The organism is Pseudomonas sp. GL93 (assembly GCF_003408955.1).
Lineage (GTDB): Bacteria > Pseudomonadota > Gammaproteobacteria > Pseudomonadales > Pseudomonadaceae > Aquipseudomonas > Aquipseudomonas paracarnis.
Genome location: NZ_NKRF01000065.1, coordinates 1 through 26562, shown reverse-complemented (window position 1 = coordinate 26562; position 26562 = coordinate 1). Strand labels below are relative to the sequence as shown.

27 protein-coding genes, 1 pseudogene and 1 riboswitch are annotated in these 26562 nt (G+C 58.3%); of the genes and pseudogenes, 16 read left to right on the top strand and 12 right to left on the bottom strand.

Annotated features, from left to right (window positions below; all coding sequences use genetic code 11):
* Window positions 1-23: 23 nt before the first annotated feature.
* Window positions 24-1085, bottom strand: a complete 1062-nt coding sequence (locus CER19_RS11660; RefSeq protein WP_003192590.1) for a M4 family metallopeptidase — start codon at window positions 1083-1085, stop codon at window positions 24-26.
* A gap of 136 nt (window positions 1086-1221) precedes the next feature.
* Between CER19_RS11660 and CER19_RS11655 the strand changes: the two genes are divergently transcribed.
* From CER19_RS11655 to CER19_RS11635, 4 genes are all read left to right on the top strand, one after another.
* Entirely contained in the window at window positions 1222-2151 is a 930-nt protein-coding gene (locus CER19_RS11655; protein ID WP_116666531.1) for a DNA/RNA non-specific endonuclease, read from the top strand.
* A gap of 120 nt (window positions 2152-2271) precedes the next feature.
* Window positions 2272-2466: riboswitch (cobalamin riboswitch) on the top strand.
* Between the two features lie 114 nt (window positions 2467-2580).
* Entirely contained in the window at window positions 2581-3591 is a 1011-nt protein-coding gene (locus CER19_RS11645) for an ABC transporter substrate-binding protein (RefSeq protein WP_116666530.1), read from the top strand.
* The gene (locus CER19_RS11640; protein WP_116666529.1) at window positions 3588-4592 is read left to right on the top strand and encodes an iron ABC transporter permease; all 1005 of its coding nucleotides are present in this window, start codon (window positions 3588-3590) and stop codon (window positions 4590-4592) included. The genes CER19_RS11645 and CER19_RS11640 overlap by 4 nt, the downstream gene beginning before the upstream one ends.
* Window positions 4589-5353: an ABC transporter ATP-binding protein gene (locus tag CER19_RS11635; protein ID WP_116666528.1), complete on the top strand. Its 765-nt coding sequence runs from the start codon at window positions 4589-4591 to the stop codon at window positions 5351-5353. The genes CER19_RS11640 and CER19_RS11635 overlap by 4 nt, the downstream gene beginning before the upstream one ends.
* 99 nt (window positions 5354-5452) lie before the next feature.
* Here the strand turns inward: CER19_RS11635 and CER19_RS11630 are convergent, their stop codons facing one another.
* Genes CER19_RS11630 through CER19_RS11620 form a run of 3 tightly spaced genes read right to left on the bottom strand, consistent with a single transcriptional unit; the run spans window position 5453 to window position 7303 of the window.
* Complete coding sequence (locus CER19_RS11630) at window positions 5453-5944, bottom strand: GNAT family N-acetyltransferase (RefSeq protein ID WP_116666527.1); 492 nt, start codon at window positions 5942-5944, stop codon at window positions 5453-5455.
* Entirely contained in the window at window positions 5934-6863 is a 930-nt protein-coding gene (locus CER19_RS11625; RefSeq protein ID WP_116666526.1) for an alpha/beta hydrolase, read from the bottom strand. The genes CER19_RS11630 and CER19_RS11625 overlap by 11 nt, the downstream gene beginning before the upstream one ends.
* Window positions 6863-7303: a TspO/MBR family protein gene (locus CER19_RS11620; protein ID WP_003192600.1), complete on the bottom strand. Its 441-nt coding sequence runs from the start codon at window positions 7301-7303 to the stop codon at window positions 6863-6865. The genes CER19_RS11625 and CER19_RS11620 overlap by 1 nt, the downstream gene beginning before the upstream one ends.
* Before the next feature lie 164 nt (window positions 7304-7467).
* On the opposite strand from CER19_RS11620, the gene chrA reads away from it, so the two are divergent.
* The gene (gene chrA, locus CER19_RS11615) at window positions 7468-8661 is read left to right on the top strand and encodes a chromate efflux transporter (RefSeq protein WP_116666525.1); all 1194 of its coding nucleotides are present in this window, start codon (window positions 7468-7470) and stop codon (window positions 8659-8661) included.
* Window positions 8662-8766: 105 nt separating this feature from the next.
* Here the strand turns inward: chrA and CER19_RS11610 are convergent, their stop codons facing one another.
* Window positions 8767-9330 carry a nucleotidyltransferase family protein gene (locus CER19_RS11610; RefSeq protein ID WP_116666524.1) on the bottom strand — a complete coding sequence of 188 codons (564 nt, stop codon included), beginning with the start codon at window positions 9328-9330 and terminating at the stop codon, window positions 8767-8769.
* 324 nt (window positions 9331-9654) lie between these two features.
* On the opposite strand from CER19_RS11610, the gene CER19_RS11605 reads away from it, so the two are divergent.
* Genes CER19_RS11605 through CER19_RS11595 form a run of 3 tightly spaced genes read left to right on the top strand, consistent with a single transcriptional unit; the run spans window position 9655 to window position 13710 of the window.
* A complete protein-coding gene (locus CER19_RS11605; RefSeq protein ID WP_116666523.1) occupies window positions 9655-10995 on the top strand; it encodes a cytochrome C in 1341 nt (446 codons plus the stop codon).
* Window positions 10996-10999: 4 nt separating this feature from the next.
* The gene (locus tag CER19_RS11600) at window positions 11000-11491 is read left to right on the top strand and encodes a sorbitol dehydrogenase (RefSeq protein ID WP_116666522.1); all 492 of its coding nucleotides are present in this window, start codon (window positions 11000-11002) and stop codon (window positions 11489-11491) included.
* Window positions 11488-13710, top strand: coding sequence for a GMC oxidoreductase (locus CER19_RS11595; protein WP_116666521.1), 2223 nt, complete (start codon window positions 11488-11490; stop codon window positions 13708-13710). Before CER19_RS11600 ends, CER19_RS11595 begins: the two co-directional genes overlap by 4 nt.
* 86 nt (window positions 13711-13796) lie before the next feature.
* Here the strand turns inward: CER19_RS11595 and CER19_RS11590 are convergent, their stop codons facing one another.
* Window positions 13797-14315, bottom strand: a complete 519-nt coding sequence (locus tag CER19_RS11590; RefSeq protein WP_116666520.1) for a DUF2846 domain-containing protein — start codon at window positions 14313-14315, stop codon at window positions 13797-13799.
* A gap of 65 nt (window positions 14316-14380) precedes the next feature.
* Window positions 14381-14854 carry a hypothetical protein gene (locus tag CER19_RS11585; RefSeq protein WP_256660424.1) on the bottom strand — a complete coding sequence of 158 codons (474 nt, stop codon included), beginning with the start codon at window positions 14852-14854 and terminating at the stop codon, window positions 14381-14383.
* Window positions 14855-15529: 675 nt separating this feature from the next.
* Here CER19_RS11585 and CER19_RS11575 point away from each other — a divergent pair.
* Complete coding sequence (locus CER19_RS11575) at window positions 15530-15904, top strand: GFA family protein (protein WP_116666517.1); 375 nt, start codon at window positions 15530-15532, stop codon at window positions 15902-15904.
* Window positions 15905-15963: 59 nt separating this feature from the next.
* Here CER19_RS11575 and CER19_RS11570 read toward each other — a convergent pair whose 3' ends face one another.
* Complete coding sequence (locus CER19_RS11570; RefSeq protein ID WP_116666579.1) at window positions 15964-16410, bottom strand: GNAT family N-acetyltransferase; 447 nt, start codon at window positions 16408-16410, stop codon at window positions 15964-15966.
* 455 nt (window positions 16411-16865) lie between these two features.
* Between CER19_RS11570 and CER19_RS11565 the strand changes: the two genes are divergently transcribed.
* On the top strand, window positions 16866-17099 hold the full coding sequence (locus CER19_RS11565) for a DUF6124 family protein (RefSeq protein WP_116666516.1): 234 nt from the start codon (window positions 16866-16868) through the stop codon (window positions 17097-17099).
* A 189-nt stretch (window positions 17100-17288) separates the two neighbouring features.
* Here CER19_RS11565 and CER19_RS11560 read toward each other — a convergent pair.
* Window positions 17289-17743: pseudogene (locus CER19_RS11560) on the bottom strand (tyrosine-type recombinase/integrase).
* 1663 nt (window positions 17744-19406) lie between these two features.
* On the opposite strand from CER19_RS11560, the gene CER19_RS11550 reads away from it, so the two are divergent.
* The 3 genes from CER19_RS11550 (at window position 19407) to CER19_RS28585 (ending at window position 23272) form a co-directional block, all read left to right on the top strand.
* Entirely contained in the window at window positions 19407-22292 is a 2886-nt protein-coding gene (locus CER19_RS11550) for an RNA 2'-phosphotransferase (RefSeq protein WP_116666514.1), read from the top strand.
* A 302-nt stretch (window positions 22293-22594) separates the two neighbouring features.
* A complete protein-coding gene (locus CER19_RS11545) occupies window positions 22595-22912 on the top strand; it encodes a hypothetical protein (RefSeq protein ID WP_098951040.1) in 318 nt (105 codons plus the stop codon).
* Between the two features lie 72 nt (window positions 22913-22984).
* Entirely contained in the window at window positions 22985-23272 is a 288-nt protein-coding gene (locus CER19_RS28585; RefSeq protein ID WP_133298329.1) for a hypothetical protein, read from the top strand.
* A gap of 85 nt (window positions 23273-23357) precedes the next feature.
* Here CER19_RS28585 and CER19_RS11540 read toward each other — a convergent pair whose 3' ends face one another.
* A complete protein-coding gene (locus tag CER19_RS11540) occupies window positions 23358-23576 on the bottom strand; it encodes a hypothetical protein (protein ID WP_116666513.1) in 219 nt (72 codons plus the stop codon).
* A 219-nt stretch (window positions 23577-23795) separates the two neighbouring features.
* On the bottom strand, window positions 23796-24311 hold the full coding sequence (locus CER19_RS11535; RefSeq protein WP_116666512.1) for a GNAT family N-acetyltransferase: 516 nt from the start codon (window positions 24309-24311) through the stop codon (window positions 23796-23798).
* Between the two features lie 116 nt (window positions 24312-24427).
* Between CER19_RS11535 and CER19_RS11530 the strand changes: the two genes are divergently transcribed.
* Window positions 24428-24922: a GNAT family N-acetyltransferase gene (locus tag CER19_RS11530; RefSeq protein WP_116666511.1), complete on the top strand. Its 495-nt coding sequence runs from the start codon at window positions 24428-24430 to the stop codon at window positions 24920-24922.
* 6 nt (window positions 24923-24928) lie between these two features.
* Here CER19_RS11530 and CER19_RS11525 read toward each other — a convergent pair whose 3' ends face one another.
* Window positions 24929-25162 carry a hypothetical protein gene (locus CER19_RS11525; protein ID WP_003192651.1) on the bottom strand — a complete coding sequence of 78 codons (234 nt, stop codon included), beginning with the start codon at window positions 25160-25162 and terminating at the stop codon, window positions 24929-24931.
* A gap of 160 nt (window positions 25163-25322) precedes the next feature.
* Between CER19_RS11525 and CER19_RS11520 the strand changes: the two genes are divergently transcribed.
* Window positions 25323-25865, top strand: coding sequence for a GNAT family N-acetyltransferase (locus CER19_RS11520; protein WP_116666510.1), 543 nt, complete (start codon window positions 25323-25325; stop codon window positions 25863-25865).
* A 32-nt stretch (window positions 25866-25897) separates the two neighbouring features.
* Window positions 25898-26152 (top strand): hypothetical protein, encoded by a 255-nt coding sequence (locus CER19_RS11515; protein ID WP_116666509.1) that lies wholly within the window; start codon window positions 25898-25900, stop codon window positions 26150-26152.
* Window positions 26153-26562 lie beyond the last annotated feature (410 nt).

Below are 26562 nucleotides of genomic sequence, written 5' to 3'. Positions count from 1 at the left end.
TCCTCGCCGCTCAGGCGGCTTCGTCAAACGTTTATGCCCACCGCTTTCCAGCCTTCCTTGACTGCCTTCTGCTCAGCTTTGTTCACACCATAAAGCTGGCCGGCAATATCGTGGGTAATGCGCGCAAAACGCAAGAACCCGGAATTGGGCCGCAACCGCGAATCGCGCAGCGCGTCATACCAGATCCGCCCGGCACGCTCCCAGGCGAACCCGCCAATCCGGGTGGCCACCTGATAGAACGCGTGGTTGGGAATGCCGGAATTGATATGCACGCCACCATTGTCCTCGTAAGTTTGCACAAAATCATCCATGTGCCCAGGCTGGGGGTCTTTGCCCAGCAGCTTGTCATCAAACGCAGTGCCTGGCGCCTTCATCGAGCGCAGCGCCGTGCCCTTGATCTTTTTGGTAAACAGCCCCTTGCCGATCAACCAGTCGGCATCCTCGGCCGTTTGCTTTAACGCGTACTGCTTGATCAGCGAACCGAACACATCCGACAGCGACTCGTTCAGCGCACCGGATTGATTGAAATACATCAGCTTGGCTTCATCCTCGGTCACGCCATGGGCCAACTCATGGCCAATGACGTCGAGTGCCACGGTAAAGCGGTTGAACAACTGCTGGTCGCCATCGCCGAACACCATCTGGGTCGAATTCCAGAACGCATTGTTGTAGTCCTGGCCGAAGTGCACCGTGGCGTCCAACGCCATGCCCGCATCGTCGATGGAGTTGCGGTCGAAGACCTGGTCAAAAAAATCGAAGGTCGCGCCCAGGCCGTCATAGGCTTCGTCTACTGCGGCATCGCCACTGGCGGGCTGCCCTTCGCCGCGAATCAGCTTGCCGGGCAGGCTGTCGGTGTTTTCGGCACTGTAGATCGAGCGTTGCTTCTCGGCGCCCACGGCCAGTGCCATGCGGGCCGGGCCCTTGGCGGGTACCGCGACCATGCGCAACGAGCGAAACGTGCTGTCCTTGGCACGCGTGCGTAATGCGACCTCCCGCTGGGCTTTATCCCCGTGGCGTGCGATCTGGTCGAGCATGTACGGCGGGATCAGGCAGAAAATCGGGTTGCGCGGTTGGCGAACACACATGAGCTGGCTCCTTTTTGGCGTGTGGTGAACGTCCGGGTAACGGTTTTCAGGATAGCCCTGTGTTCGCCCCCTGGGCCAAATTGTCATGAGTTTGTGTTTCAGTGGTGTTTATCCGAGGCCCATAAGGAACATGCCCATGCCCGCCCGCACAGCCCAAATCGACCTTTCCCACCGCCCAAGGCTCGCCGACCTGCGCCCATTGGTCGCAGCCAGCCCCTCCCTGCTGGAAGCCAGAGCCGCGACGCCGCGCGTCACAGCGGCCAAGGACCTCAAAAACCGCGCGGGCTATGCCGACGATTTCCTCAGCGACTTCGTGGTGCCATGGCCCACGGTTGGCGAGCCACTGGCGGGCGACGTGCAACCCAAGCGCCTGGACTACACGCATTTCTCCATCACCCTGTCGCGCTCCCGACGATTGGCGCTCTACGTGGGGGTCAATATCGACGGCGCCAAGCATGTGGACATCACGCGCAGCAACGACACCTGGGCCTACGATGGTCGCCTGCCCCTGGATGCTCAGGTAGGTGAAGACCTCTATGCCGGCAATGGCCTGGACCGCGGCCACCTGGTGCGGCGCCAGGACCCCAACTGGGGCGACGAGGCGGCCACCGCCAACTTCGACACCTTTCACTTCACCAACTGCTCGCCACAGATGAGCGGCTTCAACCAGAAGACCTGGCTGGAACTCGAAGACTACATCCTCGATAACACCCAGCGCTGGAAAGCCCGGGCCACGGTATTTACCGGGCCAGTGTTCGCCGATGACGACCGACTTTACCGTGGCGTAAAAATCCCCAAGGCGTTCTGGAAAGTAGTGGCCTACCTCAGCGACGATGGCAAGCCGTCCGCCAGCGCCTACATGATTGACCAAAGCCGCGAGCTGGGCCAACTCGACCTGGTATTCGGCCCGCTGCGAACCTACCAGCGCAGTGTGATTGCGATCGAACAACTGACCGGCATCCGCTTCGCCAACCTGGCCGACTACGACGGGTTCAGCAACGAAGAGCGTGCGACAGGCACCCGGATCGAAGCGCTGATCCGCGGCCCCCAAGACATACGACTCTGACCCATTCTTCTGTAGGAGCGAGCTTGCTCGCGAAGCACCTGAGAGCACAGCGGCGTATCAGGTTTCCCGCGTTATCGTTGACGACCTTCGCGAGCGAGCTCGCTCCTACAGGGGGTGATCGCTTACCATACCGCCGCCGGTTCCCGTATGGGACTAACAGGGAATTCGAAACGCCGCACGCGACGTGAACCGAAACTGCCCCCGCAACTGTAGATGCCAAGCCTGCTCCCCACTGCCACTGGACTGCGTCCGGGAAGGCGGGAGCGAGGCGACGACGCATCAGTCAGGAGACCTGCCGGCCCAGCTAATTCACTAACCGGCGGGGTGTCCGGGAAGGACATCCTGGCCCTGCGCATCTGCAGCTTCCATGGGCGTATTTCCGAGCCGTACCTCCCCTGCTGCACCTACGGTTCACAAGGAGATCGCCTCATGCTGCCACGCGTTACCGCCCTGATCGCAGGCTTGAGTGTGTGTGCCCTGGCGCAAGCCGCGCCCACTCAGTACCCGCTGACCCTGCAAAACTGCGGCAGCACCCTGACCTTCCAGCACGCCCCCGCCCGCAGCGTGACCATCGGCCAGGCCGCCACCGAGATGCTCTACGCCCTGGGCGTGGGCGACAAGGTGGTCGGCACTTCGCTGTGGTTCAACAACGTGGCGGCGCAGTACAAGGCCCAGGACGACCGCATCGAGCGCCTGGCCAACAACGAGCCCAGCTTCGAAGCCGTACTCGCCAAGCGCCCGCAACTGGTGGCCGCCGAGCTGGAATGGGTGGTGGGCCCCCAAGGCGTGGTCGGCACCCGTGAGCAGTTTCATGAACTGAAGATCCCCACCTACCTGTTGCCGTCCGACTGCGAAGGCAAGGACAACCTGGTCGGCGCCGATGGCACGCGATTGGAGCCCTTTCGCATCGAGACGATCTACCAGAGCCTCCAGCAACTGGCGCAGATTTTCGACGTGCAGGATCGCGGCCAACAACTGACCGACGAACTCAAGGCGCGCCTGGCCAAGTCCATCGCCACGGCACAGGGCAAGGGCTTGCAGCAAGCCAGTGCACTGGTGTGGTTCTCCAGCGCCGAAATGGCCAGCGACCCTTACGTAGCGGGTCATAAGGGCGTGCCGCAATTCATGCTGCAAACCCTTGGCCTGCGTAACGTGGTGCAGTCCGATGAAGAGTGGCCTGCCGTCGGCTGGGAAACCATCGCCAAGGCCAACCCCACCTTCCTGGTGATCGCACGCATGGACCGCCGCCGCTACCCGGCCGACGACCATGAAAAGAAACTCGCCTTCCTGCGCAGCGACCCGGTGACCCGCAACATGGACGCGGTCAAGAACAACCGCATCATCATCCTCGACGCCCTGGCCTTGCAGGCGAGCCTGCGCACCTTCGAGGGCCTCGAACAACTGGCCGCCGCCATCGACGGCTACCGCCTGGGCCAATGATGCGCACCCTACTCGCCCTGGCGCTGCTGTTGCTCGCCCTGCTCGCTGGCGTCGCCATCGGTGAAACCGCCATCGAACCGCAGGTGGTGCTGCAGGTGCTCGCCAATAAACTCTGGGCCGCCGGCTACGTACTGGACCCCATCGACGAAGGCGTGGTGTGGAACTACCGCCTCACCCGTGCTTTGGTGGCCGCAGCTTGCGGTGCAGGGTTGGCAACGTGCGGCGTGATCCTGCAATCGCTGCTGCGTAACCCGCTGGCCGACCCGTACCTGCTGGGCATTAGCGCCGGCGCGTCAACCGGCGCGGTGCTCGTCGCCTTGATCGGCGTGGGCGGTGGCTCGGTGTGGTTGGCGGCGGGCGCGGTCGTGGGGGCGATGGCGGCGTTCGCGCTGGTGACCCTGCTCGCACGGGCCAGCGGATCGTCCAGCGGTACCGGGCAGATCATCCTCGCAGGCATCGCCGGCTCGCAGTTGTTCAATGCCCTGACCGCGTTCCTGATCACCAAGTCAGCCAGTTCCGAACAGGCCCGCGGCATTATGTTCTGGCTGCTGGGCAACCTCAGCGGCGTGCGCTGGCCGTCGGTGTGGTTGGCGGTGCCGGTGGCGGTCGTGGGGCTCGCAGTGTGCCTGTGGCACCGGCGCGCACTGGATGCGTTTACCTTCGGCAGCGACTCGGCGGCCTCCCTCGGCATCCCCGTACGCCGCGTGCAATTTGTGCTGGTGGCCTGCGCTGCGCTGGTGACGGCGGTGATGGTGTCCATCGTCGGCTCCATCGGGTTTGTCGGCTTGGTGATTCCCCATGCGGTGCGCCTGTTGCTTGGCACCGGGCATTCGCGCTTGCTACCGGCCAGCGCCTTGGGTGGCGCGCTGTTTTTGATCGCCGCGGACGTGCTGTCGCGCACCTTGATCAAGGGCCAGGTGATTCCGGTGGGTGTGGTGACCGCATTGGTGGGCGCGCCAGTGTTTGCGCTGATCCTGATTGGCCGGAGGAATGCGCGATGAGCGTGCTCAGTTGCCGCGGCCTGGGCTTCAAAGTGCGTGACGCGCAGTTGCTGCGTGACATTGACCTGGACGTGCAGTTGGGTGAAACCCTCGGCATCGTCGGGCCCAATGGTTCAGGCAAATCCACCCTGCTCAAATTGCTGGCTGGATTACGTGTGCCGGCCAGCGGCGATGTTCGCCTGGGTGGCAAGCCGCTTCGTGAATTGCCCCGCCGCACCATCGCGCAGCAATTGGCGGTCGTGGAGCAACAGGCCGACACCGACGACGCCATCCGCGTGTTCGACGCCGTGGCCCTGGGCCGCACACCGTGGCTGTCGGCGCTGAGCCCGTGGTCGCGTGAAGACGACGCCATCGTGCTCCAGGCCCTGCATGACGTAGACGCCACCCACCTGAGCCAACGCGCCTGGCGCAGCCTCTCCGGTGGCGAGCGCCAGCGCGTGCACATCGCCCGCGCCCTGGCGCAACGGCCGCAGATTTTATTGCTGGACGAGCCGACCAATCACCTGGATATCCAGCATCAACTGGCGATCCTCAAAGGTGTGCAAGGCTTGCCGGTGACCACCTTGATTGCGCTGCATGATCTGAATCAGGCGTTGACCTGTGATCGCCTGGCCGTGCTGGATCGCGGGCAACTGGTGGCGCTGGGCGCGCCGCTGGAGGTGCTGACGCCACAGCGCTTGCAGGAGACATTCGGAGTGCAGGGGCATTACCTGACGGACCCGTTCGACGGCGCGCAAATCCTGCGCCTGCGCTCCAACTGAAACCTGTAGGAGCGAGCTTGCTCGCGAAAAACTCCCAGGCGCCGCGTTCATCCAAGAAACACGCGTTATCGTTGACGTTTTTCGCGAGCAAGCTCGCTCCTACAGAAGTCGATGCATATGGGTTGTCTGCCAGATCGGGTCGGCCTCGACATCCACCACCTCGAACCCCTGCCGCTGCCAGAAATCAATCGCGCCGGGCAGAAACGGATGGGTATGCAAGTACATCATCTCCACACCATCCGCTCGCGCCAGCGCTTCCAGCGAGCGGTATAACCGGCCCGCCAGGCCCAAGCGGCGCACTGCCGGGAGCACATACAGGCGCACCACTTCCACCGTCTTGCGCCCCTGGTAGTTCAACTGTGGGAAGCGGCCGTCGTAGGGCCGGTAAGCCACTGCGGCAACGATGCGGCCTTCGGCACGGGCAATCAAAAACCGCCCGCCGCCCTCAAGGTAGACAGCTTCAAACTGCGCCAGATCGTGAGGGACACCGGTGGCACTGAGGGTAGGGAACAGTTCATCCCGCACCTGCAAGCTGAAGCTCAGCACCTGGGGAATGTCAGCGGCCTGCACCGCCTCGATACTAACGCTCATCGCCAAGGATCCGGCCCGTTATCCACTGGCGAGCGTAAGCCAATACGCGATCGGCCATCGCCACCGGAAAATGAATAAACCCATGGGCCGCTTCCGGCAGCAGATGGGCCTCAACCGCCGCCCATCGCTCGGCGATAAGCAGGGTGTCGTCCTTGAGCGGGTCCAATTCGCCCACGAACATCAGCGCGGGCGGCAGCCCCTCAAAGTCTCCATACAAGGGCGACAACGGCGGCTGCCGGCGCGTCTCGTCGCTGATCCCCGGCGTTAGCAGACGCAGCGCCTGGACCATGCCCGGCCCGTCCAGCAACAAGGTGTCCGGCCCGGCCGTGCGCACACTGGGCGTGCCGGTCAAATCGTAGACGCCGTAATACAACACCGCGCCGCTTACCCGCTGGAGCAACTCGGGCCATGGCTTGAGCGCCAACAAGGTGGCCGCCGCCAGGTGCCCGCCGGCCGATTCACCGACGAAAAACACCGGCAGGCCAGCAAACTCCGAGCAGTCCGCCAGGAGCCAGCGCGCAGCCGTCAGGCAGTCTTCCAGCAGCCCTTCAATTGGCGTATCCACCGCCAGCCGATAATCCACCGACACCACCGCCACGTCGCACGCATTCACCATGCCGAGGTTAAGGTCGTCATCCATTTGCGCATTGCCGATCACCCAACCACCGCCGTGGATATCCAGCACCACGCCTTTGGGCTTGCCACTGGGGCGCAAGATGCGCACGGGCACCGTGCCCAGCCTTTTCAGCTCAACCACGGGCGCCTTCTTGAACGTCTGGCTGGCGCGTAGCAGTGCCTGGATCATGCGCGGCGTCACGCGGTTGCGGATTTTAAAGCGCGGCATCCACGCCAGTTTCTGATTGAAGCGGCGCATCTGGGCCAGTTCGGGCTCGCTGGCGGGCCAATGCTGGTAGGCCATCAGCGATTATTACGCAGGATCGAGAAGTTCAACGCCGCGGCCACGCACAGCCACGCCAGATACGGGAACAAGATCAAGCCGGTGATCAAATCCAGGCGCACGGCCAGCACTACCATCGCGGCTACGGTGAGCCACAAGAGCACGATAATCACCATCCCGGCGAACAACCGATGAGCACCGAAGAACACCGGCGTCCACAGCGTGTTCAACGCGATCTGCGCCGCCCACAGAGCCAATACCATTTCGCTGCCGGGGATCAGGGTCAAGCGGTAACCGGCCCAGGCCAACAGCAGGTAGATGATCGTCCATGCCACCGGGAACAGCCAATTAGGCGGGGTAAAGCTGGGCTTGACCAAGGATTCGTACCAGGCGCCGGGTTTGAAGATCACGCCGGTACTGGCGGCGGCGGCGCAGGCGAGCAGGAAGATGAAAAAGGTCATGGTCGGTCCTTGAGGTCCAGTGGATGGAAAACAGTACACTGCTTTCAAGTGACTCGAACTACCGCGGATAAATTCAATGGGGGCGGCAAAATACCCGCTCTTCTGCGCGTCATGAAAATTGGTTATGGTCGGCAACATCCAGCATCGCTGCCCGAGACGTCCCCTTGCCCCAGCTTGCCGATCACCGCAGCAGCCCCTGGTCAGTGTTCCTGATCTTCCTGCGCCTGGGCCTCACCTCCTTCGGCGGGCCGATAGCGCACCTGGGCTATTTTCGCCAAGAGTTCGTCACCCGCCGCCGCTGGCTCAGCGAGCGCAGCTATGCCGAACTGGTCGCCCTGTGCCAGTTCCTGCCCGGCCCGGCCAGCAGCCAGGTTGGTATCGCGTTGGGCCTGTCCCGCGCAGGTTACCGGGGCGCGGCAGCAGCCTGGGCCGGGTTCACCTTGCCGTCGGCCATCGCACTGATCCTGTTTGCCCTGGGGCTGGCCCACTACGGCGGCGCCCTCCCCCCTGGCGCGCTGCACGGCCTCAAAGTCGTCGCCGTGGCGGTGGTGGCCCAGGCCGTGTGGGGCATGGCACGCAACCTGTGCCGAGGCGTTTTGCGGGTGGCGTTGATGTTGAGCGCCGCCTGCGTGGTGCTGCTGCTACCCTGCGCCTGGGCTCAAGTCGGCGTCATGGTGGTCGCAGGCGTGGCGGGCCTGTTGCTGTTCAAGCCCGAAAGGAGTGCTGAGCCCGACGCGCTGCCCATCGCCATCAGCCGCCGCACCGGAGCGCTGTGGTTGATGCTGTTTTTGCTGTTGCTGATGGGCTTGCCGATCCTCGCCGCATGGGCGCTTAACCCCACACTGGCGCTGGTAGACGCCTTCTACCGCACCGGCGCGCTGGTATTCGGCGGCGGCCACGTGGTGTTGCCGCTACTGCAAGCCGAAGTGGTGCCCAGCCACTGGGTCAGCAACGATGTATTCCTCGCCGGCTACGGCGCCACCCAAGCCGTGCCCGGCCCGCTGTTCACTTTCGCCGCCTTCCTCGGCGCCTCGATGACCCACGCGCCGAGCGGTTGGCTTGGCGGGGTGATCGCGCTGCTGGCGATCTTCGCCCCGTCGTTTCTGCTGATCTTCGGTGCCTTGCCCTTCTGGGCCAACCTGCGCAGTAGCCCGCGTACCCAGGCCGCGCTCGCCGGGGTGAACGCGGCAGTGGTTGGCCTGTTGTTGGCGGCGCTGTACCAACCGGTGTGGACCAGCGCAATATTCAACGGGTATGACGTGGCGTTGGCGCTACTCGCATTGGCCGCGCTGATGGTGTGGAAGCTGCCTCCATGGCTGGTGGTGATAGGTTGCGGCGTACTCGGCGGGTTACTGTAGGAGCGAGCTTGCTCGCGAAAAACTCACAGGCGCCGCGTTTAATCTGAAGGCACGCGTTATCGTTAACGATTTTCGCGAGCAAGCTCGCTCCTACAGCATGGGGGCTCAGCCCGGCTCGACAATCTTGAGCCACGGCCAACGCGCCTGATAACTCCTGGCCTTGTGCAAAAACAGCTCCGGCTCCGGATGCAAAGGGTTGATACGCAAGACACCCTGCTCCACATCCTCCAAACCATAAGGCGCATACACCTCGCCGGACGCAACATCCAACGCAATGCACGTCCCCGCCACCAGGTAACGGTCAACCCCCTGCCGAGCCGAACGCAACTGCGGGTAAGGCCGGCCAAACCGCTGGCCATACCAAAGGTGCACCCGCGCCTGATTCTTGACCTCTACATTTACACACAGGTCTTTAAATAGCCCCTGCGCCCTACGAATCACCGCGTCCTCCGCCTCGTAGGACACATCCTCATCAAAGTAAAAAACGTCATAGTCCTTCACGCCCTGAGCAGCCGGCAGATTCGCCTGATGATTCCACACCGCCTGGAACAGGCAGCCCGCCGTGAGCATGCACTGCTGCACACCCAGATCCGGCAGGCGCGCGGTGATTTGCGCATTGATCGGGTTAGCCATGGCCAATTCGAGCAAGGTGTCGACAGTCAATGTCATGTTCAGTCCTCCATCGTCGGCCGCAACAATACCACCCCAACATGTCACTTCTGTAGGAGCGAGCTTGCTCGCGAAAAACCCAAACGATAACGCAGCGCCTGTAGGCAAAATCCGACTCCCCTGCCGCACCTTGCTCCATCGCCTGCGCGTGCCTCTGACGCCGTGCGCCGACCCTGCTTATCCCTACCTTTAGTCGGATATTACGGAGGGTACTGACGCAACGACTAGCCTTCAGCCTAGCGTCAGGGATAACGCTGAACATTCGGTCCATGAAGGGCCAGTACGCCTCATCGTCCCGACGCTTTATCTGCTGAGGAGACGATAATGAAAATAACCTTGAAACGGTTGGCGTGCCTGGGTGCAAGCTTCACCAGCGCGCTCGCCATGGCCGATGCGGCCAGCCCGCCCATGCTGTCACCCGCGATCCCCTTCGACGTCACTGCCAACTCCCCCATCACCCTGGACAGCCTGCAACACGATTTCGACGTGCTGTCGTGGCAGACCTTCGTCGCCCTGAACTGGCCCGCCAACGCCGACGGCAGCGCCAACACCTCGGCGCAGATCGGCGCGCCGGGGCAGAGAGTTTGGGAGTCGTGGAAGGAGAGCTACGCGATTTTCCTGCCCCAAGGCCAGAAGCCGCTCGCCTGGGACCAGCACACGCCGCCACCCGCCGCCTGCCAAGGCAAGGGGGACCTGCCCGTGCTGCAACAGATGGGCAAGGTCGCCGGTGTGCTCGACGAATTCATCCAGCCGTTCAAGACCGGCCCGCTGGTGGACCAGAACGGCACCTACACGCGCAACGCGATTATGGTCAACCAGCCGATGTTCAACGACATCGTCAACAATGGCCTCTACAGCAAGGAAGGCCAGCAGGCTTTCTTCACCAAGGCCGACAGCCGCATCGCCTTCTCCTGCGGCTCGCAGGATGACAAGCAGGTCGGCGCAATCATGGTCAAGTCGGCCTGGAAGGTACTCGGCAGCAACGACAACCCGCAGGAATTCCACGCCGTCGACGCGTTGGTTTACACCCCCGGCAACACCGACCCGAACACAGGCGCGGTGATCCCCGAGTCGTGCAGCGCGCAGCAGGTCGGGCTGGTCGGCCTGCACATCGTGCACAAGACCAAAGACGCGCCGCAGTGGGTATGGTCGACCTTCGAGCACGTGCGCAACGTGCCGGAAGAGACCACGCCGATGAACGAGCGCAAGGGCCCCTATCTGTTCTACGACGCCCAGGCCAGCAACCGCCCGGTGAATGAGCCGCCAGCGCGGCCGTGGGACCCGTCGAAGCACGCCACGCCTTCGCAGATCGTACGGGAAATCCCGCTCACCGCCGCGACCCACCAGCTCAACGCGCAGTGGCAAGGCGCGCTCCAGGGCACGGTGTGGGCCAACTACCAGCTGATCAGCACCCAGTGGCCAACCGCCCCCGCCGATGACTGCCAAGTACCGTCGCCGACCAACCCGCTGGGCACGCCTGCGCCGAACTTCCTGGCCAACGCCACGCTGGAGACCTACAACCAGGGCACCACGCCACAGGCCTCGTCCAGTTGCATGGAGTGCCACAACAACGCGACCACCCGGGTGACCCAGTCCCCGCGCACCAGTTTCGCCGATTTCACCTTCCTGCTTGAACGTGCCCAATCCACCGGTGCCAAGGAGTGATGCCATGAGCGACCCGAACCTGCAAAACTTCATCGACCTGTCCGCCGTGCTCACTGGCCTGTCAGCTAAACTGCTGGCGCCTTTGCTCGACCCGGTCAACCTGCCGCCGCTGTTCTTGGCCACTGCCGAGCAAGGCATGGGCACCGCTGCGTTCAGCAACCTGCTGACGCTGTTCGCCAGCATCAAGAGCCAACCGCCTGAGCAAATCGCCAGCGCCGTGCTCGGCAACTCTGACCCGCAGATCGCCCAGGGCGCCCGCTCGATCATGAAGCTGTGGCTGCTTGGTAGCTGGTACCAGCCTTATGACCAGGGCACCGCCCACAAGGGTGACATCCGCGTGGTCTCTGACCAGGCCTACAAGGAAAGCTGGGCGTGGAAGATCGCCCAATCCCACCCTATGGGCTACAGCCAGTACCACTTCGGCTACTGGAACGAGCAGCCACCGACCCTCAAGCAATTCACCGGTGTCGACGCCAAGGAAGGGCAGCAGCCATGAGCACTCTAAACACCCAGAACATCGAAACCGCCGATGTAATCGTCGTGGGCGCCGGCATGGCCGGCAGCGTCATGGCCTATCAGTTGGGCCTGGCCGGCTTGAAAGTGCTGGTGCTCGAGTCGGGCCCGGCGATACCGCCTAACCGCAGCGAGTACCTGGAGCGCTTCTACACGGCCGTACTCAAGGCGCCCGAGTCGCCCTACCCACCGGAGCAGTCCGAGCAGACCCCAGCCAAACAGTTCGCCCCGCGAGCGACTATCCAGGACTTGATCACCGCCGGCAGCGACGACCCGAACAAGGTGCAGAAGAGCTACCTGGTACAAACGGGCAAGCAATTGTTCGCCAGCACCTACGAGCGGGTAGGCGGCGGGACCATGTGGCACTGGATGGGCACGGCCCTGCGCCTGTTGCCCAACGACTTTCGTATGCAGAGCAAGTACAAGGTCGGGGTCGACTGGCCGATCAGCTACGACGACCTGCAGACTGCCTACTGCCGCGCCGAGGAAGAGATGGGCGTGTCCGCCGATGTTGCGTCGCAGACCTACCTGGGCGTGACCTTCCCGCAGGGATATCAATACAGCATGCACGGCATCCCGCCGTCGTTGGTCGACCAAGGCGTGGGCAAAGCCGTCGATGGGACGCAGTACCAAGGCATCACCCTAAAAGTGCGGCAAACTCCAGCCGGGCGTAACTCGCAGAACGACAACGGTCGCCGGGTGTGCGCCGGCAACACCAGCTGCACGCCGATCTGCCCGATCCAGGCCAAGTACGACGCCACCGTGACCATGGCCAAGGCGCTGGATACCGGCAACGTGCGGATCCTCTACCAGTGCGTGGCGAGCAAGGTGCAGGTCGATGCCAATGGGGTCACGGGGATCGATTTCATCCAGTACCAGAACAACGGCACGCAACAGAACGGCACGGCTCAGGGCAAGCGCTACGTGATCGCCGCCCACGCGATCGAAACGCCCAAGCTGCTGCTCAACTCCATCGGCCCGCACAGCCCCAACGGCGTGGCCAACAGCAGCGGCCAGGTCGGCAAGTCATTGGCCGACCACCCGGTGTACCTGGCCTGGGGCCTGATGCCTGAAGGCAAGCCGCTGTTCCCGTTCCGTGGGCCATTGTCCACCTCGGGGATCGAAGACATGCGCGATGGCCCGTTCCGCAGCGAGCGTGCCGCCTGGCGTATCGAGATCGGCAACGAGGGCTGGAATTGGTCGGCGAATGATCCGTACGCCACGGTCTGCGATTTCATCGACGGCACTAACGAAGGCGGCGCCAACCCTGGTAAAAAGGCCTTGTCCGGCGTGGCGCTGGTGCAGCAGCTCAACAGCGTGCTGACCCGCCAGTTCCGCCTGGGCTTCTTGATCGAGCAGGTCGAGAAAGACCCCGACAAAGCGCTGTGCCGGGTAGAGAGGGCCGAGGGGCTCACCGACGGCTTGGGCCTGACCAGGCCGCAGATCGCCTACGAACTGTCCGACTACACCAAGGAGGGCTTCAAGCAGGCGCGCCTGGCCGCCACGCATATCATCACCAAACTGATGGGCGCCACCGAGCTGACCAACCTGAACCCTGAGCTCAAGCCCGGCTCGCAAACGGTGTTCGAGCACGGCGGCCAGAACTACGCGTTCTTCGGCGCTGGCCACCTGATGGGCACCTACCGCATGGGCTCAGACCGCAGATATTCGGTGGTGGACAAGGACCAGCGCAGTTGGGACCACCCCAACCTGTTCCTGGTCGGCGACGGCGTGTTCCCCTCCACCGGCACCGCCAACCCGACCTTGACCATCACCGCGCTGACCTTCCAGGCCGCCGACGTGGTCGCCAGCGACCTGCTCAAGCGTACCGTACAGGTGCAGGCCAACCAGGCCTGGCAAGGCACCGGCGTGCAGGTCAACGGGCATAGCTGGCAAATGGCGGTGTGCACCGGTGGGCAGTGGACGGCCAACCCGGGCACCGGCATGGTCGGCGCGGCGGGCCACCCAGGCCTGACCGCCAAGCCCGGTTATACCTTGCCCGGTCAACCGGAAGGCGCGTTGATCGGGCGTATCGGCACCAGCGGCGCGCCGTTCCTGGTGGGCAACCAGGCGCAATTGCCGCGTGGCCAGCAGGGGGAGTTGCAACTGTGCATCAATGACGACCTGGCCGGGCGTTACGGGGCTGGCCTGAGCGATAACCAAGGCAGCCTGTCGGTGGAGGTGCGTTTCGGGGCGGTGTAGGCGCAGGCGTAGCAACCCCACAATGCCGCGGTATTGTGGGGTTGTTCTCTGTCGGCAAGTTGGCTTTTGATAAGTTGGACGCGTGGTTACCGTGCGGTTGCCGGCAACTCCTGGCACCACTTTATAGAACGCAGCGCTTCCTCGGCAGGCACAAGCGCGTAGCGCGAGTAAAACATTGTTCCACTGAAACGACGTCCGTCGACTTCACCCAAGGTCTGCCCATCCTTGTAGTCAGAGGTGCTGAGTTGGTCGGCGATGTAATACACCTTGCCATTCTCGACGGTGATATCGAAACGCTGGTTAACCATACCGCTGATGATCGGTGGCGAGGTGGAGGCGACGCTGTGCTTGCCGGCGGGAATGCCGGCCTTGAAAAAACTACCGGAAGGCAAGCTGCCGATGGTGCGGCCATCGACCTGAATAGTCGGGGCGACCCCGCTACCGATGCTGGCGGACGTGCGATAAAAGTACACCGTGGCCTCATCCGCACGGGGCTCTGCCGGTGATGTGAAGAATGGTTGGCCTTTCAGATCGGGACCGCTGATGCAGCCGGTCAGTGAGACCAGGCCTGCGAACAGGCTGGCCCAGAGTAGCGTACAGCGCATGGCATGAAACTCCTTGAACGTGGATCAATGGGCGGCGGGTTTGATGACTGTCACCGTTACCGGGTTCAGATCGTGCACAGCCCTTTACCGAAGTCAGTGGCATCAGAACTCGGCCAAGGTGCAAAACCACTCTTCGGCGTCAGATTCACAATGTTCCGATCCTTGAGCATCGGGTACTTGCGCTTGAGCGCCTGCACCGTGTCCTCGGCATTGTTCACGTTGGACAGGCAAAAGCGCAGAGCATCAACGCGCAGATCGCCGATATAGAGGGTCTCCCCGGCCTTCACCGAGAAAACCGCAGGCACCGGGCGCGGCATGGACTTACCCGCGTAATACACGTAATGCCACTGCGTGTACTCATACACACCCGGCGGCACTTCATACATGAAGTAATGGCCCAGCACAGAGGGTGATGGCTGATCATCTTCATTGCCCAGCGTCGTCAGCCGTAATGCGGTGCCGGGCGCTCCCTGTTGCTTGATCTCAACCACCAGCCCATGCGGCTGCATCATCGGAAAGCTCTCACCAATCGAACCCACGATGATCGCCTTACTTGGGTCCGGTGCGTGCTTGCCGTCGTAGCGTGACGTAGCGCACCCAGACAGCAGGGTCGCGCAAAGTGCGACTGCGCCCCAGACAAGATGTTTACTGCTGACTTTCCCTAGCATTGGTTTTTTTCCGATCAGTAATCTTGCAGTTCGTAGAGCCCCGCCGAGCGAACCAAACGTTCGCACATCTGGTGCTTCGTTGCTGGCTCGTCGGCCTCTATTGTCCAGCTACCCGCACCTTGATAACAACCCACTCCTGTAGGAGCGAGCTTGCTCGCGAAAAACCCAAACGATAACGCAGCGCCTGAAGGCAAAATCCGATTTCCCTGCCGCACCTTGCTCCATTGCCTACGCCTGCGTCAGAATCCGCCGGCTTGTGCGCTGGAGTGCCCGTCTCTAAGGTGGCTCGGTCGCTGAATTGTTCAGTGATTCGGGTTTAGTAGCCTGAGCTTGGGTATCTATTAGTGCATGAGTTTCATCAATCAGACAGTGCGTCTGTACTTGATGGTGGCTGTGCGTAGGGCGTCTTCGGGCGCGCCGGCTTTAGATATCCACCGGCCTACTAACCTGCGTACAGCTGCCACCCACTGTTTAGTAGCGGAAAGGTGGTGGCATCACTCAGAGCGAGACGGTTACGCTGACGTTTTCGCATGACGGGAAAAGCGAATGACAACGGTGTATCAGGGAAGCTGCTTATGCGCAGCCGTCACTTACGAGCTATCCGCCACGCCCAAGTCAGTGAGCCACTGCCATTGCCGCCAGTGCCGCAAAAGTCACGGGGCCGCATTCGCTTCTTACGGCAGTGTTCCCCGTGACGCACTACGGGTACTTTCCGGCGCCAACAGCATCAGAACCTACGCATCCTCAGAAACCGTGTTACGCGAATTTTGCTCGCATTGTGGCTCAACATTGTTCTGGTCACGATCTCAAGGCAAGTTTGCCGACTGGGTTTCGATAGCCCTGGGCACGCTCGACACACCCTTCATAGCTGAAAAGCAAAAACACATTCATGTCGACTCCGCAGTGCACTGGTGCGGCTGACTGCTTCAAGTCATTTCAGCTGGTTATAACAGGCTGAAACCGGCAAATAGCTGCCCGCCTCAGAAACCGCCAAGCCGCATGATATGAGTCGCCTGAGCCTCATCTGTTCGCTTGAAGCCACAGCGCTCATAAAAGCCGCTTCCTTCAGCCGTATCCGTGAAAAGACGCACGACCTGAAACCTGAGAGCGGCACGTTCAACAAGCGCCTTTACCAGCGCCTGCCCGACGTGTTGCCCCCTTGACGAAGCTGCGACATACACCCGTCGCAGTCTGGCCACATTATTGTCAGCATAGGGATCAACTGAAAGACCGCCGATGCCTATCAGTTGCTGATTCAAATAGGCCGCCATCAGACACTCGCCGGGTGCATCAAAGCGGTTTGCTCCAGAGTGCCATTCGTTAATCAGACGAGTGAGGAACCTGAAACCCTCGCCAACGGCTTCCTTTTCCAGCGCCAGTATCTGGCGCGGAAGGTGTGTGATCCGTTGAACCTCATATCGTTTCATCCATCCCTGCCTCCAATATGAAACTCGTTCAATGCTAACAATTTCGTTTGAGGTGATGAACACTGCAAGGTCACTCCTGTAGGAGCGAGCTTGCTCGCGAAAACCCCAAACGATCACGCAGCGCCTGAAGGCAAAATCCGATTCCCCTGCCGCACCTTGCTCCATTGCCTACGCCTGCGTCAGAATCCGCCGGCTTGTGCGCTGAGGTGGCCGTCTCTAAGGTGGCTCGGTCGCTGAATTGTTCAGTGATCGGGTTTAGTAGCCTGAAGGTTAATCCAACCAACGTGCACAAGCTTCACCGATCAGACATTGCGTCTGTGTTTGATGGTGGCTGTGCGCAGGGCACCTTCGGGTGCGCCGGCTTCGTTTGGATTCCCCGGTCTACTAACCTGCGCACAGCCGCCACCCTTATGTTTAGTAGCTAAAGGATGGTGGCCCTAAACAGGAATTCAAACATGCTCAAACCAGATTCAACCACCCTCTTCACCGTCGCCCCCAACGCCAGCAACGAAACCCTCATCACCAACAGCTACGAAACCTTCACCAGCGTCAGCACACTGCTGCTCGACCTGTCCGAAGACCTCAACGGCAAACACCGCGACATCGCCCTCGCCATACACCAACTGAGCGAACTGGGCGTACTCCTCACCGCAAGACTCCTCGACCGCGAAGCGCCCTGCCTTGGCTGATGATCAGCTCTTCAACTCATTAGCCTGATGATTCGCCGCGTCGTTGTAAGCCACGTACAACGACTCGGCGATTTGGCTTTCGATGGTTTGGTGCATTCAGCCTCGGCACAAAGCCCTCTGCGCTGACGAGAGCGGCGACTGCGTTCGGCCGGTTAGCGACGGTCTGACTTCGACCGTCGCTATGCATGGTCAAACCTCAGTCTGTTCCGCCATCTCCAGGGCGTCATCGACCTCAATCCCCAGGTATCGAACAGTGCTCTCCAGCTTCGTATGGCCGAGCAGCAACTGAACCGCCCGCAGGTTCTTCGTCCTGCGATAGATCAATGATGCCTTCGTACGTCTCATTGTGTGTGTGCCATACATGGCTGGATCAAGCCCACGGCTTTCACCCAGCCTTTGACGATACGAGCGTATTGACGAGTAGATAGATGGTCTGAAGTATGCAGCCGGCTAGGAAAAAGGTAGTCCTCGCTGCGTAGCTGGGCCCGATGTATCCAGGCCCCGAGAGCAGATCGTGTTTGATCAGTGATCTCAAACTGCACAGGCCGCTGCGTTTTCTGCTGCATCACCATGGCTCGTGATGATAAGTGCTCGCCATGAGCAACATCGCGCACGCGGAGCTTGGTTAAGTCGCAGGCTCGCAGCTTGCTGTCGATGGCCAGATCGAAGAGAGCCAGATCTCGGGTTCTTTCCGCAATTTGAAGCCTTACTCGGATGGCCCAGATATCTCTCAGTCGGAGTGGGGTTTTCTGCCCGACCAGTTTTCCTTTGTTCCAGGGCTGACGTCTGCAGGTAGCGATGATGTTCATGACAAGTCCTCCACGTGTGGAGGGACAAGGATGGCTAATCGGAGCAACGGTCGCTAACCGGCCAAAAGCGGTCCATCGTGGCCCCTAAAAAGCCTGCATGATTCGAGCTTGCTCAACGAGGGTATTCAAAGTCCCGTCGCGCTCAAACCACCCGCCGTACAGGGGGTCACGGAGTGGCGCTACCTTCGGGAGGAAACTACGCTGAAGAAGTACTTTTTTTGTGATGGAGCTGGAAAATGAAAAGGTTTTTTCTGCCACTGTCGTATTTACAGCGCTCGTCGAATTTTCAAATACAGTGTCTGCTGAAATACCCTCTCATAAGAATGCCCGCATTCGTTGCCCAGGCACAGGCTAGTATTAACCTCTCTGCCCTTGCACTTTTGGCAGCAAAATGAACGAACACCTACGCGACGACCGAAAACATTAATAAGGCGGTGCCAAGGAGGGCGTATGCATAATCCATCAACATCGAAGCTTGTACGGGAAATTGCTCGAGATGCTTTTTACCAAAGGTGGATGGTTTGGTTTCCATTATTGTTCACGTCTGTAATAGTTTTTGGAGGATACAGTGGGGACGTTATGGGGGTTCAATGGGTGGCGGAGCTTGCCACTATCGCCGGAGCCACTATTTCGTCGATTAACGTTTGGGCCGAAAAATCGTCATTTCCTCAGGCTACACAATTAATATTTTTACTGGCTTGGATGTTTAGCTTTTATTACGCCTTTCTTATCGCGCGATGGAAGCCCTATCAGGAAATGTATGTTGGTTCACTTACCGGGTGGAGGCGTCATCTGAAAGCATTACCGGGAGTGGTGATGATTTGCGCTGGACTATTTCTCTTTACCTTTACGCCTCCGACCGAGCCCAATTGCACGAGGATGTGCATCTATGAGTCAACGTTCATTCAAGTGATCTATTCCACTGGGATATCTATATTTTTGGGGTATGGGTTTGCGCTGACTTACTGGTGTCTGGCTAATTTATCAAGCGCTTATTTCGGCAGGACAAAAAATGACTAGCCAAAAATTAGTTGTTCAAATTTTAAGACTCATGGAGTTTTCAAGGTCGTTTTGTTTTGGCCGATTGTGGCTCGTGGTGAGGGGCAGCTTTGGGTCGATTGCAGCCCTTCGCGACAGGTAGCAATCGGCCAGAATCTCACAACGGCAAGCGACTGCTAGCGGCCAATGGAGTCTTTCGAATGTGCTCGAATCAAAGGCGTTGCTGAGCGCAACAGCAGTTGCCCAAATACCATTTAGCTGTCCAAACATCCAGCGTGGATGGAATGCCAGTAACCGAGGTGGATTGAGCCATAGTAGCGTTGCGCCTCTACGACCCCAATCGGTTCCGAACACCTAGATACCGTTAGTCGCATTCAATGTTCAAATAGTCATTTACCCTTAGCATTGAAGCTAAGCATTATGTAGCTCAGGGCTAACAGCAAATTTTGTTTTTTTGTAATCGAAAAAACCTCAACAGCTCGTGGAAAATGGATTGATCATGACGCCAAATGACGAATATTTAAATGCATTGAACGCTTGGGCGCCAAATTTGGGAGAAGTCCTTAGTACTCTTGGCTACCTTGGCTCACCCTCCTCAACAGCTTGGCTCACCTCAAGCCCAATGCATTCGGATTTACTCTTACTTTTCAACGCAGACGGACATGCTGCAGCATCAGAGATGTGGCGAAGAATCCTGAAAGATAAAGAGATAGCTCCATCGCCAGTGTTTATGTTGATACTTGAACATATGCGACGAAACCCTGTTGATATGAATAATTCATTAAGGTCTATTAGGATAGACTTTTTTTCGAAGTCGTTAGCCAATATTGCACATCGAACCGCTGACGCATTATATGAAGATGCTAAGGGGAGTTTCGCAGGTCATGAGATTGACGTAGCCATTGCACGGTACCGGGTTGCCCTTTCCGAATTTAGGTTCTCCATCGAAAGTCAAGAATTAGGTGAGGCTGCTAGGCGAATAGCTACCGGTAAGTATGCAACTGCCGTCGCAATGATCGGGCGATGGGTTCAAGTTTCGCCTGCCACTGTGTCAAGAGCATTATCTTATTCTAAAGAGTCTATGACTCTTGGGAATCTGAAACCTGAAACACTTACTTACCGACTTGAGCTCTTGGTTCAACAATTTGACCAAACTGGTGACGAAAACCTTCTGCAAGATGCGCTAAAGCTACTTTCGGAGAATTTAAATATCGTTGAAGGATCAGAACTTGCAGAGGTTGAGGCCCGCCTCCGTCTAGCGTTGCTCTCAGGCTCCGGCATTGGAAGCGTTAGACTCCAACAGCTAAAAATAGCGAAACGTAAGCTGGCCTACTCTCGCCCTAGGGGATCAGTTGATGAAGCGCGTTGCCGCGTTCTATCCACCATAGTTGAAGCGGCCAAACAGACTCAGTTGAGTCTGCCAGCAAGGTCGATGGCAATACCAAGGGGACTGCTTGCATTAATGGCTACACAACCTTCTCCTAAATTGTGGGGAATTATTAGATGTGTAATCAATAATTTAGAATACCTTCTAACAGATAGAGGGTCTGTACCAGCTGCCGTGTTGAGCGCACAGTTTCTACGTCAAATGGTAGATGGTCCATCAGATCTTCTTAAGCCTAATGATCTATCTAGGTACGTAAATGTAACAAAGTCACTGTCTGAAATGGTTCGGTCTAACCGGCACGTTCAATGGGAGGCTGGAGCCGCGGCACTTTCAGTAGCTAAGCGAACTAACGATTTAAACTTGGCTCATAGTGCTCACGATATATTCTCTGAACTTTGCAATCAACATCCCACTTGGCCGCTTCCGAGAATCGGTATAGCGCGAGTGAAGGACTACCTAGATGGGCTTTCAGGTGGTGAAACGTCATATACCTCAAGCAGTTGGCGTGAGGCAGCTATCCTAGCCCTAAATTCCCCAATCTACGCAAGATCAAATTTGGGTGGGCGTAACGAGGTGTTCGCTGTTGCTGACGCTCGCGGATTTCTTTCTGAAACGTTCGTCTTCAAGCGTACCACTAAAGAAAAGGCAGACCACGAGGCGGCGATGTTGACCTCGTTACGGAAGGTGATCGCTTCTCGGGGAGATACGAGTCTGTTTGAAGTGCCTCGCTCGCTCGCGATTGTTGAAGTTCCGTCTGAAGACGAGCGGCGATGGGTACACGTATCTCAGCGAGCAGCGGGACGATTGGTGAGCGAGCTTTCTGCGGAAGAGGCTTTAGCCGTACTAGAGCCGATCACAGACTTGCTCGCTATCTATCATAACGTTGCAGGAAGACCTCCGGAGGGTAAATCAGCATGGCGACCATTAAAAGACTACCTCAAAATGTGGTCGAGGAGCCTCTTCGAGCAAGAACAAGCTGACCGTTTTGTAGACTCCCTGCGTACACTTTTTCCTGCAGAGCTACCGCTGGTTAGAAAACGAGACGGTCATGCATCAAACTGGATTGTTGACCCGGCTGGGCGTATCGTAGCCATTGATCTTGAATCTAGTGAGTTCATACCGATTGGATACGATGTTGTCCAACTCATAGAAGACAATGCGCTTATACAAGCGAACCTGGACGGCTGGCGTATGCGAATTGCGCTTATGAAAAGATATCTCGGCCGAATGGGCCATGCACTTAGTGAATCAGACTTAATTGTCGCATACGGGTGGTTCGCTATTACTCGGGCCCTACGACTAGGAACGGAAAAAGAGGCAGGGAAGCACCTGAGACGTCATGCGCGGGAGCTCTGTGGTCTGATCTCAGAATGCTGCACTGACTTAATCCAAAATTTGGCGCGGGAATTGCTTCAGGCTCTCTCCCGCATAGAACAGAATGAAGTAACTGAATCCGCGCCTAGCCATGACCATAGGCGATTGAGTAAGGCAATGTCCTATCAACTTCGCCATTACGGCCCGAGCAACGGAATACCTGTGGATGACACAGGGTTTGCGAGCATGGAGGATTTAGCTCGCTTACTCGAAGTGGATTCGAGTCATTTACTCGCTATTGCAGAACATCCCGGCGAGCCAAGATTCGAGGTAAGAGACGGCCGAATTAGAGCTCTTTACGGGCATACACTGGAAGTCGTTATCGATGCCGGTATCAAGTTGGGAGCACCAACTGCTTTGTATCACGGGTCTAGCTGGTCCGTACTCGATAGGATCGTGAGGGACGGAGTAATACCGATGGCGCGGCGTATGGTGCATTTGACAAATGTCGCTGAGGAGGCCATCGCGGTAGGCGAACGCAAGGGCGCTCCGGTTGTTCTTGCGATAGAGCAAAGCAATGATGAAACGCCCGTCGCTGAAGGCATTTGGGTGTCAGCGCACGTTCTGCCAAATCGCCTTTCCATAATTAATCCTTTTATTGAGGAGGCTGGTGTGTCTCGCTAAATATAAGCAGCCTTTTCCATAGATGAAACTAACAACCTTCGCCTTCTTCTAGCAGTTTATCTTTTGCTTGCTAAGGAGAGGGAGAAACAGGAGCCCAGAATCTGCTCTGGGCTCCTCCTAGCTTTGATCTTGACTGTCCGCTATTGGCCGACAGCTGCCGTTCGCGACCAGCGGCTTTCGGCCAAAAGCAGCCCGTGGACACCCTAATGGCGAAACAATAGCTTATGTTGCTAGCGGGCGAGAAACACTCAACAGCGGATCATCCCGCCCATGCCGCGTTTCACTTTGGACGATGTCGAGAAATGGGACCGAAAACTGAAGAGTTGATCTGCATTCTTGATCAGCTTGCAATCGTGCTCGAAAGCGATGGAGCCACCCGCTGGAGTTTTTGGATGCGTAAGGCAAGGGCACTATTGCTGGATTCTGATTACTCTGGGATTGAGTATCTACTGTCAGCCTATGGCGGAATGGGCTCATTAAATGATCTCATTCTTGGTCAAAGCTATGTCGATGGCGTCCTTTCTTGGAATCCAGGTCATGTCGAGCTAAACGAAAAATTCATTGAGTTGCGCAACAACGCCCAACAGCTCGCCAACGCAATAAAACTGTCTCAAACTTGATCAGGCACCTAAACAATGCCCCCGCAGCCACGTTTGTGCATTCCCTTCGCGTCAAACCTTAGACGGCAATGGATGAACCCAACTCTCGACACGGCAGCCAATGGACATCTGACACTCAGTTTCAACGAGTTGTCAGACGCTTGTTGGCTTTCGCTAGCTGAAAACCTGATCAAACGCCAAGGATTCAAACGATTGGGTTCATCTGTCATAGGCGTTGATGAAAAAACTCACCAGAATTTCCAATGTGCTGAGTTCAGCCTCGCAGCTGGCTGGGACAATTGGTCTGGGCATTATTTACTATCAGACTCAGTGGCGGGCGATGTTTTTCTGCAGAAGCTATTCGACCAGCTCAGCTCCTGACAGGCGACTCAAGTCATTCGCTCCGCTTACTGGGAATGCGTGCCTGGGCGTTCGAGAACGTCTGCAATGGGTCGATGGCTGCAACTCAGTGAAGGTGGAAAAGCCTCAAGATCAAGCGTGAGGCTTTATCACCGTCGGCCTCATAGAGACCGTGTAATCCGGCCTGATCGGTGAGTTTGTGTAGATTGAAATAGTTGTAAAACGCTTGGCCCAGTCGCTGATGCTCGAAGCTTCCTTGACTCCAAAGCCGGACGAACTCCTCATAAGCAGCGCGTTCGATCTGCAACGAGGAATCATGTCCCATATCAGGTTCCTATCATTAGAGGGACGCAAGCGTACTAGATGCCTATCAGCCCTTCCAGCTCGGCCTTTCCAATCAGAAAGTCAGCTATCGGCCAAGCCTAGCCATCCCAGGTTTGCAGCCGGTCATCCCAACGCGGGCAGCGTAAGGTGCTGGCAGGCAGCAATCGGCCAATTTCTGCCGTTCGTGAAGGACAGCAATCGGCCAACCTGATACCCAGAGTCAAACCACCGGTATCCGGTACACAACCGAATCATATTTCTCCGCCATCCGCCTCTCGATGACCACTCCCCCCAAAGCTTCGGCAATACGTCGACTCGCACAATTCTGCGTCGCAACAGGATAGATAAAGTGCTTAGCCACCACCCACTGGCTAGCCCACTGAACAACCGCCCGCACCGCTTCACCACCAAACCCCAACCCATGTTTATCTTCACGGATCCAGATGCCCAACTCCGGTGTTTCACTGCCGGTATGGTGCAGCCCGACCAATCCGGTAAAACGAGCATTCACCAGCTCCCTGACCGTGAACACAATGTCGCTGCCATCCGCTATCGCAGGCAGCCACCGCCCCCAGACTTGCGCGTACTCTTCTAGCGAGGCAGGCGGTTCCCAGGACATGTAGCGAGTCAGAGACGGTGTGATACAAGGGAAAGACTCAACAGCGTCATGCTTGCAGAAGGGCTCAATGCTCAGGCGTTGCGAGAAAATGCGGATTGGCTGGGTGTCCACTAGCATTGCAATTTCCTTCCTGGGGTCCGTTACTCCATGTATGCCGTGAACATATCATGCGGGTCGCTTCATCAGTATCAGGCTCTCTATACTGGGCCCCAGGATGGTAGTTGGAGCACACAATGCCCGTCGCACCCAATCAAAATTTCCCCATCATTTTGGTCCCAGTTCAACAAAGCGACTTGGATAATCTGGTAGCTATTCGAATTGAGGCCATGCGCGAAAGTCTGGAGCGTGTTGGGCGATTTGACCCAGTGCGTGCGCGGGAGCGGTTTGTTGGCGGCTTTGAAGCTCGCGACACACGCCACATCGAGGCAGCTGGAGAGCGGGTGGGATTCGTAGTGGTCAAACATCACCCCAATGAACTCTTGCTCGACCACTTGTATGTAAGGCCGAGTGCGCAAGGGTCAGGGGTAGGGTCTGCTGTTCTCTCTCAGATTTTCAAAGAGGCGGATGCGGCTGCGCTGCCTATTAAAGTGGGGGCTCTCAAAGAAAGCGCTTCGAATCGTTTTTATACCCGCCATGGCTTCCAATTCATCGAAAGCAGTGAATTCGACAATTATTATGTTCGTCAGCCTATTCCGGCGATTGGCGCTCATTCCGGGACCATGGGTTGACTTGCACTAGCCCTTCAACTCACCTGCCCGATTGCTCGCCGCGTCGTCATACGCCACGTACAGCGACTCTGCAATCTGGCTTTTGATCGCCTTTGTGGCCTCCAGCCCCAGCACAAAACCCTCGGCTTTACCGCCAGCACGGTTAAGTTCTTCATGAGTGGAGGCGCCAGTAATAGCGTCAAGCAGCTTGGCGGCGTGGGGGCCGACGCCTTTGGGGAGGGAGATCTGGTCGATGGACATTATCGCTACCTTGAAAAATGGAGTTCGGGAGCGAGTGAAACCACTGCCGGGGCTGGCATGGTAGACCTGTTTGCCATGAAAGGGGTCGCTTTACGCGCAGCGGCGCTATTCTTTGCGGCTACGCAGTGAGGTGGGGCCATTGATCAATCTGGAGGGGCTTATGGAGTATTGCGTTGAGGGCTACTGCCTTCGGCCTTTGTCACGTGACGATTTCGAGAAGGTCAGCCGTTACGAACGTGTCAACCGCAGGCATCTGCAACCCTGGGAGCCGCTCAGGGACGAGGAATACTTCACCACTGGCAACGCCAAGGCCAGGGTCGAGCAGCAGGTAAATAATATGCACGCTGGCAACGCTCTGTGTTTCCTCTTGCTTGAACCCGAGAGCGGAGAGGTTCTAGCGCGGTGTAACTACACAAACATTGTGAGGGGCGTTTTTCAGGCCTGTCATCTCGGCTTTTCGTTGGCGGAATCTGCCCAGGGCCGTGGCCTGATGAAAAGAACACTTCAGGTCACTAACCGTCATTGTTTTGAGCAGTTGGGGCTTCACCGGATCATGGCCAATCATTTGCCCCGCAATATGCGCAGTGAACGACTTCTGGAGTCGCTGGGATTTGAAAAGGAGGGGCATGCGCGAGCCTATCTGAAGATTGCTGGCGTTTGGGAGGATCATACGTTGAGATCGTTGATCAACCCTGAAGAATAAGCGCACCACCCACCCTACTCAGGAAAAAGCTGATGTCTACCGAGCCCCTCTGCCTGGTTTTTGTCCCCGCCCTTGCCGCCGTACTGACGGCCGCCGAATCGAAAAAAGGCGCCCCGCTCAACGAAGTCGAAGTCTGCGATCTCCGCGACCAGGCCACTTGCATTGCGGTAACCTCCTCCACCGCGTTGGCGATGGAACAAGAACGGGGTTACCCGGATATCGTTGCCGAGGATTGCTGGAATGAATGGCAACGGTTGCGTACCGCGCTTCAATCGCGCCCGCTCTGATCAGCATAGGTATCCAGACAACTCTGTAGCGCTCAACGGTAACCACGATGCGAAGCGAGCCGCTCTTGATCTTGATCTGCTTTTGATCCTAGGCGCCCCGTTAAACCACGCTGGCCGGAATTCGACAGGGATTTGGGGGGTAAACCGGCAGGGATGCCGGTTTAGCCGCCCCGCGCCATGGATGGCGCGTGGCGGCGGCCCCCCAAATCACTGGCGGATTACGGGCACACCGAGCCTAGGCGAGGTGCCGAGTGGTGGGGCAAGAGCCCTTTGGTTACTTTGGGGCTCTTTTCCAAAGTGAGCCGCTGTCAGAGCGGAACCCTAGGTGGCCGTTACCGCAGGAATGGATATGTACACGGTCCAACTGTATTGACTGTTAGGCCGTCTTCGCAGGCAAGCCAGCTCCCACA

Bases quoted from the DNA above. Each gene is read 5' to 3' on its own strand.
- CER19_RS11645 (WP_116666530.1), top strand. From the start codon at position 2,581: ATGCTGCCACGCGTTACCGCCCTGATCGCAGGCTTGAGTGTGTGTGCC.
- CER19_RS11550 (WP_116666514.1), top strand. From the start codon at position 19,407: ATGACGCCAAATGACGAATATTTAAATGCATTGAACGCTTGGGCGCCA.
- CER19_RS11535 (WP_116666512.1), bottom strand. From the start codon at position 24,311: ATGCTAGTGGACACCCAGCCAATCCGCATTTTCTCGCAACGCCTGAGC.
- CER19_RS11625 (WP_116666526.1), bottom strand. From the start codon at position 6,863: ATGGCCTACCAGCATTGGCCCGCCAGCGAGCCCGAACTGGCCCAGATG.
- CER19_RS11655 (WP_116666531.1), top strand. From the start codon at position 1,222: ATGCCCGCCCGCACAGCCCAAATCGACCTTTCCCACCGCCCAAGGCTC.
- CER19_RS11520 (WP_116666510.1), top strand. From the start codon at position 25,323: ATGGAGTATTGCGTTGAGGGCTACTGCCTTCGGCCTTTGTCACGTGAC.
- CER19_RS11570 (WP_116666579.1), bottom strand. From the start codon at position 16,410: ATGAAACGATATGAGGTTCAACGGATCACACACCTTCCGCGCCAGATA.
- CER19_RS11620 (WP_003192600.1), bottom strand. From the start codon at position 7,303: ATGACCTTTTTCATCTTCCTGCTCGCCTGCGCCGCCGCCGCCAGTACC.
- CER19_RS11530 (WP_116666511.1), top strand. From the start codon at position 24,428: ATGCCCGTCGCACCCAATCAAAATTTCCCCATCATTTTGGTCCCAGTT.
- CER19_RS11640 (WP_116666529.1), top strand. From the start codon at position 3,588: ATGATGCGCACCCTACTCGCCCTGGCGCTGCTGTTGCTCGCCCTGCTC.
- CER19_RS11605 (WP_116666523.1), top strand. From the start codon at position 9,655: ATGAAAATAACCTTGAAACGGTTGGCGTGCCTGGGTGCAAGCTTCACC.
- CER19_RS11635 (WP_116666528.1), top strand. From the start codon at position 4,589: ATGAGCGTGCTCAGTTGCCGCGGCCTGGGCTTCAAAGTGCGTGACGCG.
- CER19_RS11515 (WP_116666509.1), top strand. From the start codon at position 25,898: ATGTCTACCGAGCCCCTCTGCCTGGTTTTTGTCCCCGCCCTTGCCGCC.
- CER19_RS11600 (WP_116666522.1), top strand. From the start codon at position 11,000: ATGAGCGACCCGAACCTGCAAAACTTCATCGACCTGTCCGCCGTGCTC.
- CER19_RS11630 (WP_116666527.1), bottom strand. From the start codon at position 5,944: ATGAGCGTTAGTATCGAGGCGGTGCAGGCCGCTGACATTCCCCAGGTG.
- CER19_RS11660 (WP_003192590.1), bottom strand. From the start codon at position 1,085: ATGTGTGTTCGCCAACCGCGCAACCCGATTTTCTGCCTGATCCCGCCG.
- CER19_RS11595 (WP_116666521.1), top strand. From the start codon at position 11,488: ATGAGCACTCTAAACACCCAGAACATCGAAACCGCCGATGTAATCGTC.
- CER19_RS11590 (WP_116666520.1), bottom strand. From the start codon at position 14,315: ATGCGCTGTACGCTACTCTGGGCCAGCCTGTTCGCAGGCCTGGTCTCA.
- CER19_RS11565 (WP_116666516.1), top strand. From the start codon at position 16,866: ATGCTCAAACCAGATTCAACCACCCTCTTCACCGTCGCCCCCAACGCC.
- CER19_RS11545 (WP_098951040.1), top strand. From the start codon at position 22,595: ATGGGACCGAAAACTGAAGAGTTGATCTGCATTCTTGATCAGCTTGCA.
- CER19_RS28585 (WP_133298329.1), top strand. From the start codon at position 22,985: ATGAACCCAACTCTCGACACGGCAGCCAATGGACATCTGACACTCAGT.
- CER19_RS11575 (WP_116666517.1), top strand. From the start codon at position 15,530: ATGACAACGGTGTATCAGGGAAGCTGCTTATGCGCAGCCGTCACTTAC.
- CER19_RS11540 (WP_116666513.1), bottom strand. From the start codon at position 23,576: ATGGGACATGATTCCTCGTTGCAGATCGAACGCGCTGCTTATGAGGAG.
- CER19_RS11525 (WP_003192651.1), bottom strand. From the start codon at position 25,162: ATGTCCATCGACCAGATCTCCCTCCCCAAAGGCGTCGGCCCCCACGCC.
- CER19_RS11610 (WP_116666524.1), bottom strand. From the start codon at position 9,330: ATGACATTGACTGTCGACACCTTGCTCGAATTGGCCATGGCTAACCCG.